Origin of the sequence: Pseudoalteromonas sp. SR41-7 (assembly GCF_014163935.1) — a bacterium.
GTDB classification, from domain to species: Bacteria; Pseudomonadota; Gammaproteobacteria; order Enterobacterales; family Alteromonadaceae; genus Pseudoalteromonas; species Pseudoalteromonas distincta.
In genome coordinates, this window is sequence record NZ_JACJEF010000016.1 from 66,477 (window position 1) to 82,435 (window position 15,959).

Sequence of the window (15,959 nt, forward strand, 5' to 3'; positions counted from 1 at the left end):
ATAGGTTAAACAATATGTCTCAGCTACCTGAACGTTCACACTATACGTGGCGCACTTGGTTTACTTTTTTGGTTCCTTCGTTAATTGGTGTGTTTTTATTTATGACACCCATTAGTACTTCGCAAGGGATGACCATTCCTATTGCCGTTATGGCAAAAGCGGTTCAAGCAATGATGCTTGGCTCTGCTCAAGCAATTATTACCCTCATTATTTGTATTACAGGGGTTATTTCTGTAATTACTAAAGTGTTTAAACCCGCCGCTATATGTAACTCACCTTTGTTAAAGCATTTATTTGATGTGAGCTGGACATGGCTGGTGGTACGCTTATTTGGTATGGCGTTTGGTTTGATGACGTACTTAAGCCTAGGCAGCGAGATGATTACCTCGGCCAATACTGGCGCACTGGTATTAAATGACTTATTGCCTGTGTTGTTTTCGGTATTTATTTTAGCGGGCTTATTACTGCCGCTATTAATTAACTTTGGTCTATTAGAGCTTGCTGGTACGTTAATGACCAAAGTAATGCGCCCTGTATTTGGTGTACCAGGTAGAAGCGCGGTTGACTGTACTGCATCGTGGTTAGGTGATGGCAGTGTGGGTATTTTGATGACTGCAAGGCAGTACGATCAAAAGCACTATACACAACGCGAAGCGGCTATTATTGGTACTACGTTTTCAGCGGTTTCAATTACATTTAGTTTAGTGGTGCTTGGGCAAGTTAAACTTGAATACCTATTTGCACCGTTTTACGCAACGGTATGTTTAGCCGGTATTGTTGCCGCTATTATTGTGCCGCGATTACCGCCACTGCGCTTTAAAAAAGACTTACTCATTGATGGCACTGAGCCAGATAGAGACGCTGAAACAATTCCGGGTCATAAAACTTTATTTGGCCATTCGTTAGATGTTGCACTAGCTAAAGCAGATAACTCAACGGGTGTTAAAGGCACTATAAAAGAGGGCGTACATAACGCGCTTGATATGGTGTTTGCTGTGTTACCTGTAGTTATGGCGGTAGGCACATTTGCACTGATCATTGCTGAGCATACGCCTATATTTCAGTATTTAGGTATGCCGTTTGTGCCATTTTTAGAGCTATTGCAAGTACCCGAAGCAGCCGCAGCGTCGCAAACTATTATGGTAGGCTTTGCTGATATGTTTATTCCGTCAATATTAGCAGCAGGGACTATTGAAAGTGATGTAACGCGCTTTATTATTGCCGCAATGAGTGTAACTCAGCTTATTTATATGTCTGAGGTAGGTGCACTTTTACTTGGCAGTAAAATACCGGTAAATATTTTAGAGCTATTTATTATATTTATTTTGCGAACGCTAATTACTTTACCTGTTATTGCGCTAATGGCGCATTGGCTAGTAGGCTAAATTAGCAAAAATATATTTAGCGAATTGGTATTATTGAAAAAGCCCTGATTGATCAGGGCTTTTTTGTGTCTGTTGTATTTTTTATATTGGCGTTGGGCTTTATAAACTCCTGTTTTGCAGAGAGTCTAATCAGCGCAATATTACCAATGATAATGGCAAGAACAACAGCGACAATAATTACAATATGCCAAGTTTGCATCGCAGTATCACCTAAACTTTAGTACGTTTAAGTGTGACCGCTTTGCACTATAACAGCAATTGATTTACTCAAAAATACAATCAATAACGTTAAAAACGTCTCGCTACCGAAAGCGTTAAAAAGTTAAGCCCAGGGTTTGGCTCTTTAAAGCCTGCATTTGAATAGTGAATAACGCGAAGGGCAACATTGGTGTGGCCAAAATCGGCTACAAGGCCTATGCGGTCTTCAAACTGGTAGTGAGTACTTATGTTTTTACCGGCAAACTGCGTTTCATCAATCAGTGATACACCAATGCCTGCTTCTACATAAAATGGGGTGTTGTTAAAACTAAAAGCAGGAAATTGCAGTACAGGTGACATAGCAAGTACTAGGTTTGATTGTGTTTCATCGCCGTGGCGGTATTCCCACATGTTTACGCTGGTTTCAAAGTAAAAGCGTGCATCACCAATAAGGTTTTGCATACCAGGTGCATGATACTGATACGCAAGCTTAACGCCGTTTACGTTACCTTCGCCTTTGAGAAAGTCAACGGCATAACCGTGGTCCGATTGAGCAAAAGCAAGCTTGCCAAAAAGTGAAACTACTAATACAAAAGAGATAATAAGTGTTTTAAGTGACGTTTTCATAGGTGCCAAAGGTTCGTTTGATTTAAGTTGATAACTAAATGATAAGGGCGGCCTGTTAACAATTACAATGAGGACAAAATGCCGGTTGTATATGAGCTGTTAATGGAGCTTTCTAACTGCTTGAATTTATTTTAGTTATTCAATTGGTGCTATTTTGGCATTAATAAGTTGCTTATTTGTGCCTTTTTTATTGCGTATAGTTCGCGTAAATTACAGCCATCTTAATCACACAGACATATACAATTATGAAACTCTTTAAACTATTCGTTTTAGCCACTGCTTTTTTTAGCAGTTCGTTATTTGCACAAGCTCAGCAATCACCAGATCAGTTACTTGAATCGGTAGCCGACAAGCTTTTTGCAGATATTGGCCAAGTAAACTCAAAAGGTACAGCCAGCAAAGACGCGATGGCTGCCATTGTTGAAAAACGTTTAATGCCACATATTGACGTTAAGTTTGTGTCGTTTAAATTATTAGGTAAACACATTAAAGGTATTGAGCGCGAGCAAGCTGTTCAATTTATAGATGCAGTAGAGCATTACTTAACAGGCACTTACGCCGGTGCACTAATGAAGTACACGGGTCAAAAAGTAGTATTTGAGCGTAATAACGCAAAAAGTGACTCTGAATACGCAACAGTTAATACGCAAATTATTGAGCCAAATGCGCCTACTATCGACTTAAGCTTTAAGCTTCGTTTAGGTAAAAACAATGAGTGGAAAGTATACGATATTGTTGCTGAAGGCATTTCACTATTAAGTGCTAAACAAAAAGAGATTATTCAACGCATTTCTGATGTGGGTTTAGAGCAAGTTATTAGCGAGTTAAAAAGTAAATAGACTATTTGTCTGGCTCTGATTAAGCCCAACTCCAACCTCAAAAACGGCCAATTACTTATGTACTTGGCCGTTTTTATATTTTTGCTAAGGACAATACCAATCCATAGTAATACTTAATCATTTAGAGCAAGTAAACAACAAAATTTTTGCCTTGCTATCACACGGTTTTCTACCTCAAAATAAATCACTTAATTAAGCGAATTGGTATAATCCTAAAGGATTGTTGTTATTGCGTAATTTTGCGCTAGCAGCAAAACAAAGGTGTGCTAGAATATCGGCACTTTGATTAAGCGTGGTGTCAGCTTAAAACTGATATAACTTACCACCCCCAAGCCACACTGGAGTTGTGTTGTTTTAATGGAAAATGTACTGATTTGGCCAAAGGAATACCCATTACTTATTAAAGGACTGGTAGAACAAAACGGTGCCTTTATTTTAGATGCTTTGGAAGCTTGGCCTGCTTGTCGTTCTACAAATGAAGACGATGGTGTATGCACCACCGTGCTGCCACCTATTTATTATTTGGCATGGCTAACCCCGCTGGAGCCATTTGAAGAATGTTACTTTCAACATATCTCTGAATATGACGAAGACGCACAAGCGTATATTAGTGCGGTTAAAAGCCATTACTACGATAATGAATACACCCCTGAAAGCCTAGTACTTATGCTGTGCCAGCGCCTTGAAAAATACGCAAGCGTGGCTGCACAAAATACCATAGATACGCCACTGTCTTTAGTTGATTTATTTTTTAGTAAACGCTATTTCACCTTAATTGAGCATGCGTTAAATAATAAAAGTAAACTCTCGGCAAAGGACACATTAGCGCTTTGGAAAGAAGTTGATTTTAGAGAGCGCCTAAGTGCGTTTATTCCAGAGTCTATTGCTGATTTAGATACTCTCTCTGAACTTGCCAGCGAAAAAGTAGCTGCGGGTAAAGACTATTTTACGCTGCTTACGCAGGTTTCTCCTGATGTTGACTCTGTTGTTCTCTTAGAAAAAGCTTTGCTTACTCATTTACGTAAAAAAACAGCTAAGCAAACAATGGCTATGCGTTTTATTGAACAAGGCGCTACTGGTGTACTTGCTGATGAAAATAATAAAACAGCCTTTATGTGGGCCGCCGAAAAAGGCTTTGTAAATGTGATCGAAACACTACTTGCAAAGCAAGACAAAAAAGCGACAGATAACTTAGGTAATACTGCGCTTCATTATGCTGTGTTTGCTAAAAATGAGTCGTTAATGGTGCTGCTTATTAAAGCCGGATACGATTTTAGAGCACGTAATAAAGAAGGTTTAAGCTGTTACCGTTTAGCGGTGAGTATTAAAGCTAATAACTTAGTTAAATGTTTAGAGCGTGACTTTGGTATTAAAGAACTTTCGCCAGAAGGGCAGTTCGATCGCATTAAAAAAGTGCATGTGCTACATGCTATTGTGACTATATTGCTGCCTTTACAGTTGTTTTTCTTTTTTGATGAAACCCTCTCAATTAAAAGTGAGCTGACGCTGGGTTTAACTATGACTGCGGTGATTTGTTTTTTCTTTGCGACCACATTAAAGCGCTGTGCGCTATATCCACATATTAAACACCCTTGGGGTTTATTTGTGCTTAGAGGCTTTTCGTTTATTAGCTTAATTGCTCAAATAGGGTTGGCGAGTATTGTGGTGCTAGCTGCCTTGAGCGATTTAGTTTAGCTAGTTTTAAACAATTAATAAAAAACGCGCTTAAAGTAATTTAAGCGCGTTTTTTTGTATATAGCGTTTATGGTTAAGCCTTATTTACCGTGCTCATTTGCTGCTTTTTCTTCAGCTAATTCTTCTTTAAGCTTACGGATTTTTAAACCTTGTTCTTGTCCGCGGTGTCTTGCGTAGTAAGTACAACCAATAAACATTGAAGAGGCAAACACAAGCTCTAACAACACCCAAATTAATTCATCTGGTGCTGCCCACAGCATGGTAAGACCGTGGATAAAATAAAGCATTACAATAAAGTTAGCCCACGCATAGGTGTATGTGTTGTCTTGAATTATGCCTCTTAGCGGCAGCAGTAAAGGAATGATAGGAAAAAACAATGACACCCAACTAGTATTACCGTCTAGAGGGGGTACAAAACACATCCACAAAGGAATCAGAATAAGTAAACCAACATAGCCAAATAGTGCTGCACGTTGAAATTTTACCGTAATCGGCTTTTTAGCTGGACTGTCAGCTGTAGTCATTTAAGTTTTCTCGCAATGTGAGTAAGGCGTTTACCAACGCTTTGGCATATTTTAATTTCGTCTTTGCTTAGCTGTGCACTATTAGCGCTGCCAGCGACGTGTGTTGCACCGTATGGTGTTCCACCGGTTTGTGTTGCAAGTAGTTCGGGCACATCATATGGCACACCCAGAAGCATCATACCGTGGTGTAATAGTGGCAAAGATAAGTTAAGTAAGGTTGCTTCATTTCCACCATGCATACTACTTGATGACGAAAATACACACGCTGGCTTATCGATTAATTGGCCTTTTAGCCACAAATCGCTGGTGGTTTCCCAAAAGCTTTTTGCTTGAGAGGCCATCATGCCAAATCGGGTTGGTGTACCAAATGCTAAACCATCGCAATTTATTAAATCATCTTTGGTGATCACAATATCGTGCGCATTTTTAGCCACAAAGGTGCGAAGTAGTGCACTAGCACCTTGTTGCTCTATCGACTCTGCTATCTCGTGAGCCATTGCTTCAACTGAGCCATGGCTTGAGTGATAAAGCACCACTATGGTTGCACTCATTATAAAACGCTTAGTACGTTTTCTGGTGGACGACCAATCGCTGCTTTATCGTTATTAACTACGATAGGGCGTTCAATCAATTTTGGGTATTTAACCATAGCGTTAATAAGTGCATCCTCATTTGTTTCATCTTTCAAATTAAGCGCTTTGTAGTCATCTTCTTTTGTGCGCATCATTTCACGTACGGATGAAAAACCAAGTTGGATTACAAGCGTTGAAATTTGCTCGTGAGTAAGAGGGTTTTTTAAATACTCTACAACACTTGGCTCTATCACTTTACTTTGCAGTAGTGCTAGCGTTTCGCGTGATTTAGAACAACGTGGGTTGTGGTAAATAGTAACAGACATAAAATGATTCCAAAGTGTGAATTGCGTCTATTTTAGGGTAAGCGCTTGCAGACTTAAAGTCTTGCAAGCTCTTTTTGTAAAAGTCGATACTGGGTAAGTAGTGCTTTTAAACGCTGTTGCTTTACAAGTTCGGTTGGCTCTACGAAGTTAAGTGCTTTTTGTACTTCGTCTGCGGCTTTTAAATAAGCACCGTATTGAGCCAATACATCGGCGTTCGCTTCGTGATATGAGGCTAATTTATCTTGTTTTTTATACGCATCAGCCAGAAGTTGCTTACCTAGGTTATGATCTGGCTTTTCGAGTAAAAAACTCTTCAAAATATTTTCGGCTAGTTCATATTGCTCAGCTTCAAGTGCTGCGTTGGCATAGTTAAGCGTAATTACCTGATTATTAGGGCGATACTGATTTAAATCGGCTAAAAATTTTACGGCTTCATCTGCCTTTTTTTGCGCGATGAGTAAATCGGTATGGGTATCTATATAAAATAGGTTTTTAGGATCGTTTTTTAAAAGCTCGTCTAGTATTGGGGCTGCTTCATCAAGCTTTTTTTGATCAAGTAAGCTAATAGCTAAACCGTACTTTAAAGCGGTGTTATCGTAGCTATTTTCGCGAAGTCGTTTTCTAAATAGGTCTTCGGCGTTTTCTGGTTTGTTGTCGTAGCGCGCAAGCACGCGGCTTTTAGCTAAATTAAACTCAAGACTGGCACTCATATGACGCACAGGAAATTGCTCTGCACGCAAACGTACATCAGATACTCGACTCTCTGGTAATGGGTGAGTAAGTAAAAACGCAGGTGGTTTATATTTATAACGAATTTGCGCGGCAAGTTTAGTTAAAAATTCGCTCGATGCACGGGCATCAAAGCCTGCATTGTTAAGCGTTTGCATGCCTATGCGGTCAGCTTCTTGCTCGGCTGAGCGACTATGCGTTAACTGACTAAAAGCAGATTGTGTTTGGCTGGCAGATATAATGGCAATACCCGCATCTGGTGCAACAACGGTTGCTAATATGCCGGCTATCATACCGGCAATAGTCAGCGCGCTGTTATCCTGTTGTTGTTGTATTCTTCGTGCTAAGTGGCGCTGTGTTACGTGAGCAATTTCGTGACCAAGCACTGAGGCAAACTGGCTCTCGTTATCGGCTTGAGCTATTAACCCTGTATGCACGCCTACATGGCCGCCATAAAAGGCGAAGGCATTTATTTCTGAGTTATTTATCCAAAAAAACGAAAACGGAAAGCGCACGTCATTAGCATTAGCAACGAGTTTACGGCCAATAGTTGTGAGGTATTCATCAAGCACTGGGTCATTTATTACTGGTGATGAGCCTCGTATTTGCATCATCATTACTTCGCCAATGGCTTGTTCTTTTTCGAGTGGCAGTGCTTGTAATGCAGATGTTCCTAAATCAGGAAGCGTAAAGTTCGTTTGCGCTTTTAAAGGTTCGCTTATTAATAAGCTAAACGTAAGCGCAGCACTGCATAAAGTGATAAATGCTGATTTTAGCTGCATTTTATTCCTTGTTAATTTGTTCGCCAATTGCAATTTTGGCTATGTCTATTTCGTCACTGCTTGCACGGCTGTCTTTTTCGCACAATTGGTATAGTTCTTTTATTGTGACTCCATCAAGCTTTACAACGTTCAATTCTCGCTGCAAAAAAGTAATAATTTTATGTACTACTTTGTGTGCATGTAAAATAATGGCTTTATCTGCTTTGTCGCCTCGTTCAAAATAAAAGCCAATAAATTTATGTAACTGACTTATTCTGATCAAGTTTTTCATTGAATGTGGGTCCCACACTCTAAACTCCATAAAGCGATTGTTTTTTATGTATTGATCAACAATAACATCTTTAGCATAAGGCTGTGCCCATAGCTCAAAGCCTCTGTCGGTAAACACTTGGTGCAACGCAATACGTGGCTTATGTTTGGTATGTATTTCACCTAAGTTATCTTCATAGCCTTCTAATAAATCTAAGTTCCAATTACGTTTATCTAAAAGTTGTTTAACTGCATTGTCGAACCCATGATCTAAAATTCCTTCTGATTCGCTTATTGATGAGGCAACAAGGTGATAAAAAGGAGGTAGTTCGCCCCAATTAATCTGCTTTTTAAACCAATTAATCTCTTTGAGTGTTGGATTACTTGGTAGTTGCGCTTTATTATGCGTGCCAGGCATTAACTTATCCTTACTGCTAGTTATGTTATAAGGATAAACTATTGCAGGAATTGTTTTAACAAAAAGTTACAACGGTTTGAGTATATAAATACGTAGACCGTAAATATGCGACTTATTATTCATTTACTATACGGATAAAGTAGTTATGGTAGAGCGCGATTTAAAAGAGTTTAAGTGTCCTCAGCAGTTTGTGCAGTTTAAGCTTGCGCTTCGAAGTGCACAGTCATCAAAACAACGCATCACTTTTAGTCTGAACAAAGGTGAAAGTGCGAACGACATTGAACGTTTTTTGCAAAAAAATGCTTATAGTTACAATTTTGATAAACAACGTGGGTTGTTATTAGTGGAGCCATTACATGTTTGAATACGTAAAAACATGGTACGAAAGGAAGTTCTCGGATCCTCATTCGTCTACCTTATTATTTTTATTATTGGTATCAGTTGCCTTACTTTACTTTTTTGGCGCGTTAATTGTTCCTGTGCTTGTTGCACTGGTTATCGCTTATTTACTAGATTGGCCGGTTGTTCATTTAGAGCGTGTTGGCTTAAAACGTTTTACTGCAACAATTATTGTAATGTTGATATTTATTAGCATTATGCTCACTCTTATTTTAGTTATTGGCCCAGTGCTTTGGAAGCAAACCAGTAACTTAGTGCAAGAAACACCGCATATGCTAGAGCAGGGGAAGTCTTATTTAATGGCTTTACCTGAACAATACCCAAGTTTAATTAATATAGAACAAGTACAAGCTATTGTTGCAACCGTAGAAGCTAAAATTATTGAGTTTGGTCAAGCGGTATTATCGTTTTCACTTACGTCTTTAAAAGATGTTGTTGCTTGGCTTATATATTTGGTACTTGTGCCGTTACTGGTGTTTTTTATGCTTAAAGATAAGCTGGAGCTGACAGGGAGTATAGCTAAACTGATCCCGCAGCAACGACGCTTGATTTTACAAGTGTGGAACGAAATGAACCAACAAATTATGAATTACATTCGCGGTAAAGTATTCGAAATTTTAATTGTTGGTGGTGTGTCTTTCATTGCATTTACTGTTTTAGATTTGCGCTATGCAGCTTTACTTGGTGTGCTTGTTGGCTTTTCGGTATTAATTCCATTTATTGGCGCGGCACTCGTCACTATTCCGGTAGCGGCAGTTGCACTGTTTCAGTTTGGATTAGAAACGCAGTTTTGGACCATTTTAATTATTTATGGAATTATTCAGGCGCTTGATGGCAATGTACTTGTACCGCTGTTGTTTTCTGAGGCAGTTGATTTAAATCCGGTATTTATAATTGTCGCGGTATTATTTTTTGGTGGTTTATGGGGGTTTTGGGGCGTATTTTTTGCCATCCCACTGGCCTCATTAGTAAAAGCGCTAATAACAGCTTGGTCGTCAACGCACGAAGAGATCAGCAAAGAGCTCAGTGAATAGTTAAGCAAACAGACTTTTAGTTTAAAAAAGCATAGTAAACGCACCTCTAGTGCTAATTGATTATTACTCATTACCTGTAAATTTATGTACTATTGGTAATAAGATATATTTTTTAGTAATAAGGTGCGTTTTTTAATGTCTGAGTTTTTATTGCACGATGAGCCAGTAAAACAAGTTTACCTTGATGCAAATGCAACGACCCCTGTGTTGCCTTGTATTGCTGATGTTGTTTCTCATACCATGCAAATATGTTTTGGTAATCCTTCAAGCCCGCACATCACAGGTATTCAAGCCAAGCATTTATTAGAACAAACACGTCAAAAGGCACGCACGGTTATTGGCGCAACTAATGGCGATATCCTATTTACCTCTGGTGCAACGGAGGGTATTCAAACTGCGGTGGTTTCTACATTAATTAATGCTAAAAAGCAGTCTATTAAAAACCCTGTATTATTATATGGCGCTACTGAGCATAAAGCGGTGCCAAATACACTCAAGCACTGGAATAGCGTACTTGACGTTAATGCTGAGGTGCTTGCTATTCCGGTTGATAGTAACGGTATTTTAGATTTAGATTTTATCGCAGAGCATATTAATAACGCTTTGATGATTTGCACCATGGCCGTTAATAACGAAACCGGTGTATATCAAGATTTACACGCTATAGAGCAGGTGATCCGTAGCCGTAACAAAAATGTATCGTGGATGGTGGATTGCGTACAGGCACTCGGTAAACAAGCGCTCGCACTGAGCAATACGACTATTGATTACGCTCCTTTTTCGGGGCATAAGCTTTACGCACCTAAAGGTATTGGCTTTTTATATATTCGTAGTGGCAGTGCGTATACACCTTTTATAGCGGGTGGCGGTCAAGAAAGTGGAATGCGTTCAGGCACCGAAAATCTACCCGGTATTGCAGGGTTAAACAAACTATTTAGTATGTTGCTTGATAAATCAGACGATACATTTAAACCAATTAGCACACTAAACTCTTATCGAAGCCAGTTACAAAGCGCGATAAAAGACACCTTTGGCGATATTACATTCAATCATGATTTTGCTTATAGCGTGCCTACCACACTTAACTTTGCGGTAAACGATTTAACGAGCAAAGAAGTGATTGATTTATTTGATGCTGCGGGCATTCGCGTAAGTGGTGGCTCGGCTTGTAGTACGGGCGCATCAACAAGTTTTGTTTTAGATGCAATGGGTGCAAGTAAGTGGCAAAGTGAAAATGCGATTAGGCTATCGTTTGGACCTGCGGCAACACAACACGATATTGATGATGCTTGTGTGCGTATTCGCGCTCTTAAAGCAATACTACAGGCTAACTGTTTAATTGTATCTGATAGCACTACACCACAACAAGAGGTTTGCGCACTTGGCCTTACTCAGTTTAGGCACCAAGGAGCATGTAGTTGGCTTTATGTAAGCGATGATAAGCGCGCAGTTATAATAGACCCGATTGTTGAGCTTATTCCGCGTTTTGAAAAAATAGCCAATACACAAAACTTAACTATATCAGCGGTGCTTAATACTCATCTGCATCAAGAGCGAGAGTCAGCGACTAATTTATTAACCAGCGTTCTGGCATCAAGAGTTGTAAAAGGTGAGGTTGATGCTTTAGGTTGGCCACTAAATGCAGAAAGTATTAGCTTAGCAAATGACGTACTTGAAAAAATAGCGACACCTGGGCACAGCAAAGATAGCGTAAGTTATTTATTAAAAAATAGTAATGGCGAAACGCGTTATTGTTTTTGTGGTGATTTAATTTTGCCTGCAGGGCTTGGCAATACATCGCTTATAAGTGGGGATGCAAAAGCAATGGCACGCTCTATTTTAGCAATAAGCGAGCAACTTAATAGCACCAGCATTATTTGCTCAGGGCACGACTACCAACAATGTTTTGCCATGAACTGGGCTGTACAACAAAACCAAACGCCATTACTCAATGCGTTAGTAAGCGGCAGTATTTCAGTTGATGAATTTACAATACAAAAGCAGCAGTACGACGCTTCAAAGCAAGTAAATAACACGCAATTGTGTGGTTATGTAAATGCATTGCCTGAGATTGATACACAGCAATTAAATTTTGATGACGCTAAAGCAATGTTAAACACCAGCGATGTGTATTTAATAGATACTCGGGAGCCGTATGAACATGGAGCAAATAATGTTGCTCAGTTATTTAATACACTAGATGAAAAAATATTAAATATACCGCTTAGCAGAATGGCAAATGCGGTATTTGAAGGGCAGTTAAGTAAAAATAACAACTATATTTTATTATGCCGCAGTGGTAACCGCTCAAAGATTGCTGCGAGCAATTTAATGCAGCTAGGATACAAAACTGTTTATAACCTAAGTGGTGGGCTAGCGCTTAGTAATTAAGCAAAGATTTTAATTTATACAAAATCGGCTTTAGAGCCGATTTTTTGTTTTTAAGGTTTATTTGTTTGCAAGGCAAACAATTACAGTAATTAGTGAATAACTATGAAAAGTAATTAGCAGCGCTTATAAAAATTCATTAATATTTCATTTTGATTGATTAAGCTATGCCGTTGCCTTTAAAATTACAGGTAAATTAATTTATAAAATTTTTATGATACCGGTGTCAAAAGCTAAAAATTGCGTTATCATCTGCACATAAAATTATAAAAACAGCACTTTTTTTGCATTTTTAGTTATACTATTTGCGTTTTAATTTAGTGTGAATAAGTAGTATTAAGAGTTTTTCTTTTATAAAAAACATTTTTAAATCAATTGATTGAAAAAAATAGAGGATATTTCCATGTCTAACCGAACGCAACTAGCAAGTTGGCAAGCACTAGAACAAAGTGCAGCTAAGATGAAACAAACACATCTAAAAACGTTATTTGCACAAGATGACACGCGCTTTTCTCAGTTTTCTACTCAAGTACCAGGCGTATTATTCGACTATTCTAAGCAACTTATTGATAACGATGTTTTTGCTAACTTAATGTCGCTTGCTAAAGAATGCGATATTGCATCGTGGCGCGATAAAATGTTTAGCGGTGAAAAAATAAATATCACTGAGGACCGCTCAGTTTTGCATACGGCACTTCGTAATCGTGCTCACACTCCATTAATTGTTGATGGCGAAAACGTGACACAAGCCGTAGACAACGAATTAGCTAAAATTAAAGTGTTTGTAGAAAAAGTTCGTAGCGGTAAATGGTTAGGCTATACCGGCAAAGCGGTAAAAGATGTTGTAAGTATTGGTGTTGGTGGCTCTAATCTTGGTCCACAAATGGCAACTGAGGCATTAAAAGCACTCGCTGATGATACGTTAAATGTTCACTACGTATCTAATGCTGACGGTGTACAAATTTCGTCTATATTAAAAGCCATTGACCCTGAAACAACATTATTTGTTATTTCGTCAAAAACATTTACTACGTCAGAAACCATGACAAACGCAAAGACGGCGGTTGACTGGTTTTTACAAACAACAAAAGATGAAAGTACAATTGCAAAGCATTTTGTTGCAGTAAGTACAAATTTAGAAAAAACGGCAGCCTTTGGTATCAGCGACGAAAACGTATTCACTATGTGGGATTGGGTTGGTGGTCGCTTTTCACTTTGGAGTGCGATAGGCTTACCAATTGCTTTATATTTAGGCTACGACGCCTTTGAAGCAATTTTAGAAGGTGCGTTTGAAATAGACGAGCACTTTAAATCTGCGCCGTTTGAGCAAAATATACCATTAATTATGGCATTGCTTAGTGTATGGAATACGAGCTTTTTAGGTTATACAGCGCAAGCTATATTACCGTACGATCAAGCACTGCATATGTTGCCTGCGTATTTACAGCAAGGCGAAATGGAAAGTAACGGTAAACACGTTAACTTTGCAGGCGAAACGGTACCTTATACTACAGTTCCAATTATTTGGGGCATGACGGGTATTAATGGCCAGCATGCCTTTTATCAGTGTTTACACCAAGGTAATGTAATTGTACCTGCAGATTTTATTGCATCAGTTAAGCCACAAGTGAATGTTGATAAGCATCACGATATTTTATTATCGAACTTCTTTGCACAAACAGAAGCGATGATGAGTGGTGTAGATGCAGCGCAAGTTACAGCTGATTTAACCGCTAAGGGTAAATCGCAAGCAGAGATTGATGAGTTATTAAATCATAAAATTCATCAAGGCAATCGTCCTACAACGTCTATGCTATTAGATACAGTAGATGCTAAAACAGTGGGCCGTTTAATTGCACTGTATGAGCATAAGATATTTTGCCAAGGCATTATTTTAGAAATATGCTCGTTTGACCAATGGGGTGTAGAGCTGGGTAAAGGTTTAGCATCTAAAATTGAGAGTGAACTCACTGATGATAGCGTGAAACACGCTCATGATAGTTCTACAAACGGCTTAATGGCGTACTACAAACAAAACCGTACGCAGTAAAAAATTCGCTTACGCAAGTAAGTAAACCGAGTACCTTTGAACGGGTAGCGCTGGAGTGCTTAGGGTCTGTATTTTTGTGAGAGGAGATACAGGGCCCCTAAGGCTCATTTAATAAGCGCAATGATAAACAATAATAATAAATCATCGATACAGAACAATTCAGCAGGCTTTTATTTAAATACAGCTATAAAAGCCATCTAATCTAGCAATAAATAGGCATACCCGCGCATTTACAAAATGTACTGGGTATCACAACGTAGAGAGTAACTATGCTTAATCCTTTTGATATTATAATTTTTGGGGGCGGTGGTGATCTTGCGTTACGCAAATTGCTACCTGCAATGTACAGAGCATATCAAGAAGGTAACTTACCTGAAGGCTCACGTATCCTACCAACAGTGCGCGAAGAATCGAAACGTGCTGAATACATAGAAACAGCGCATAAAGCATTACAAGAATTTTTAAGCAAAGGTGAGTTTAACGCTAAAGATTGGAAAGCGTTTTCTACTTTTTTAGTGCCAGTGGTAAGTAATGTTACAGAAGCAGACGACAACTGGGATGTGCTAAAAGGCATTTTAGATGAGCACGAAAGCACTAAGTCTCGCGTGTTTTACTTATCGCTTCCGCCTGCTGTTTACGGCACATGTTGTGAAATATTATCGACTAAAGGTTTAATTACACCTACATCACGCGTTGTTGTTGAAAAGCCAATTGGTTATTGCGGTGATTCTGCTGAAGCAATTAATGGAAAAATTGCAGAGTTTTTTAATGAAGAACAAATTTTCCGTATTGACCATTACTTAGGTAAAGAAACAGTACAAAACTTAATGGCGCTGCGTTTTTCAAACTCATTGTTTGAAAATATGTGGGATGCTAAATCTATTGATAATATTCAAATTAGCTTGTCAGAAACGGTTGGTCTTGAAAGCCGCGCTGGTTTTTATGATAAAGCCGGTGCACTTCGTGACATGGTTCAAAACCACTTATTACAACTACTTTGCTTAGTTGCAATGGAGTCGCCTAATAAGCTAAACGCTAACAGCATTCGTAACGAAAAACTAAAAGTATTAGAAGCACTTCGCCCGCTTGTAGATGGTGATGTTGATGAAAATATTGTTCGTGGTCAATACGTACCAGGTGACTTAAACGGTAAAATTGTACCGGGTTACTTAGAAGAGCTAAATGAAGGTTCTAGTAAAACAGAAACGTTTGTAGCTATTCGCGCGCATATTGATAACTGGCGCTGGGCAGGTGTTCCATTTTACCTTCGTACTGGTAAACGTATGGCTAAGCGCTGTGCAGAAATTGTGGTTGAATACAAAAAAGTATCTCACAATATCTACGAAGATAACGTGGGCAATATCGAGCCGAACCGCCTTGTTATTCGTTTGCAGCCAGAGGAAACAATTCAACTAACGCTTATGTCTAAGCGCCTTGATAATCTTCAAATGCAACTTGAGCCAGTAACAATGAATATTGAGCTTTCACAAGCTTACAGCAATGGTTTCCATTCAGATGCGTACAAGCGTTTAATGCTTGATGCTGCTGCAAATAACCCATCGTTATTTATTCACCGTGATGAAGTGCGCCAAGCGTGGAAGTGGATTGATCCAATTATTGATAGATGGCAAGGCAAAGGCAAACCTGCGCTTTACCGTTCTGGTAGTTGGGGACCTGATGATGCTGATGAATTATTAGCAGAAAACAACCACGTATGGTTTAACACAGGCGATAAGGTATAAGC

Annotated in this window: 15 protein-coding genes; 8 read left to right on the forward strand and 7 right to left on the reverse strand. The window is 39.0% G+C overall.

Annotated elements, in window-relative coordinates; all coding sequences use genetic code 11:
* Positions 1–14: 14 nt before the first annotated feature.
* Positions 15–1,385, forward strand: a complete 1,371-nt coding sequence (locus H5092_RS17350) for a YjiH family protein (protein ID WP_182734226.1) — start codon at positions 15–17, stop codon at positions 1,383–1,385.
* A 52-nt stretch (positions 1,386–1,437) separates the two neighbouring features.
* Here H5092_RS17350 and H5092_RS17355 read toward each other — a convergent pair whose 3' ends face one another.
* Positions 1,438–1,584 carry a DUF2897 family protein gene (locus H5092_RS17355; RefSeq protein WP_138489348.1) on the reverse strand — a complete coding sequence of 49 codons (147 nt, stop codon included), beginning with the start codon at positions 1,582–1,584 and terminating at the stop codon, positions 1,438–1,440.
* An 89-nt stretch (positions 1,585–1,673) separates the two neighbouring features.
* Positions 1,674–2,210 carry an acyloxyacyl hydrolase gene (locus H5092_RS17360; RefSeq protein WP_182672816.1) on the reverse strand — a complete coding sequence of 179 codons (537 nt, stop codon included), beginning with the start codon at positions 2,208–2,210 and terminating at the stop codon, positions 1,674–1,676.
* 245 nt (positions 2,211–2,455) lie between these two features.
* Between H5092_RS17360 and H5092_RS17365 the strand changes: the two genes are divergently transcribed.
* Both H5092_RS17365 and H5092_RS17370 read left to right on the forward strand, forming a co-directional pair.
* Positions 2,456–3,049: a phospholipid-binding protein MlaC gene (locus tag H5092_RS17365; protein ID WP_024595677.1), complete on the forward strand. Its 594-nt coding sequence runs from the start codon at positions 2,456–2,458 to the stop codon at positions 3,047–3,049.
* Positions 3,050–3,406: 357 nt separating this feature from the next.
* Positions 3,407–4,744, forward strand: coding sequence for an ankyrin repeat domain-containing protein (locus H5092_RS17370; protein ID WP_182734228.1), 1,338 nt, complete (start codon positions 3,407–3,409; stop codon positions 4,742–4,744).
* Between the two features lie 80 nt (positions 4,745–4,824).
* Here the strand turns inward: H5092_RS17370 and H5092_RS17375 are convergent, their stop codons facing one another.
* The 5 genes from H5092_RS17375 to H5092_RS17395 are packed head-to-tail and all read right to left on the reverse strand — an operon-like array spanning position 4,825 to position 8,344.
* The gene (locus H5092_RS17375) at positions 4,825–5,268 is read right to left on the reverse strand and encodes a DUF2069 domain-containing protein (RefSeq protein ID WP_182734230.1); all 444 of its coding nucleotides are present in this window, start codon (positions 5,266–5,268) and stop codon (positions 4,825–4,827) included.
* The gene (gene wrbA / locus H5092_RS17380) at positions 5,265–5,819 is read right to left on the reverse strand and encodes an NAD(P)H:quinone oxidoreductase (RefSeq protein WP_010555076.1); all 555 of its coding nucleotides are present in this window, start codon (positions 5,817–5,819) and stop codon (positions 5,265–5,267) included. Before wrbA ends, H5092_RS17375 begins: the two co-directional genes overlap by 4 nt.
* Positions 5,819–6,166 (reverse strand): arsenate reductase (glutaredoxin), encoded by a 348-nt coding sequence (gene arsC / locus H5092_RS17385; RefSeq protein WP_182734232.1) that lies wholly within the window; start codon positions 6,164–6,166, stop codon positions 5,819–5,821. The genes wrbA and arsC overlap by 1 nt, the downstream gene beginning before the upstream one ends.
* A 53-nt stretch (positions 6,167–6,219) precedes the next feature.
* A complete protein-coding gene (locus H5092_RS17390) occupies positions 6,220–7,677 on the reverse strand; it encodes a M48 family metalloprotease (RefSeq protein WP_039487326.1) in 1,458 nt (485 codons plus the stop codon).
* 1 nt (position 7,678) lies between these two features.
* Entirely contained in the window at positions 7,679–8,344 is a 666-nt protein-coding gene (locus H5092_RS17395) for a hypothetical protein (RefSeq protein WP_024597628.1), read from the reverse strand.
* 145 nt (positions 8,345–8,489) lie between these two features.
* Between H5092_RS17395 and H5092_RS17400 the strand changes: the two genes are divergently transcribed.
* From H5092_RS17400 to zwf, 5 genes are all read left to right on the forward strand, one after another.
* Positions 8,490–8,708: a sulfurtransferase TusA family protein gene (locus H5092_RS17400; protein ID WP_002961455.1), complete on the forward strand. Its 219-nt coding sequence runs from the start codon at positions 8,490–8,492 to the stop codon at positions 8,706–8,708.
* Positions 8,701–9,777: an AI-2E family transporter gene (locus H5092_RS17405; protein WP_024606584.1), complete on the forward strand. Its 1,077-nt coding sequence runs from the start codon at positions 8,701–8,703 to the stop codon at positions 9,775–9,777. The genes H5092_RS17400 and H5092_RS17405 overlap by 8 nt, the downstream gene beginning before the upstream one ends.
* Before the next feature lie 135 nt (positions 9,778–9,912).
* Complete coding sequence (locus tag H5092_RS17410) at positions 9,913–12,168, forward strand: aminotransferase class V-fold PLP-dependent enzyme (RefSeq protein ID WP_182734234.1); 2,256 nt, start codon at positions 9,913–9,915, stop codon at positions 12,166–12,168.
* 400 nt (positions 12,169–12,568) lie between these two features.
* Complete coding sequence (pgi, locus tag H5092_RS17415) at positions 12,569–14,215, forward strand: glucose-6-phosphate isomerase (RefSeq protein ID WP_039487336.1); 1,647 nt, start codon at positions 12,569–12,571, stop codon at positions 14,213–14,215.
* Between the two features lie 269 nt (positions 14,216–14,484).
* A complete protein-coding gene (gene zwf, locus H5092_RS17420; protein WP_182696114.1) occupies positions 14,485–15,957 on the forward strand; it encodes a glucose-6-phosphate dehydrogenase in 1,473 nt (490 codons plus the stop codon).
* Positions 15,958–15,959: the final 2 nt, after the last annotated feature.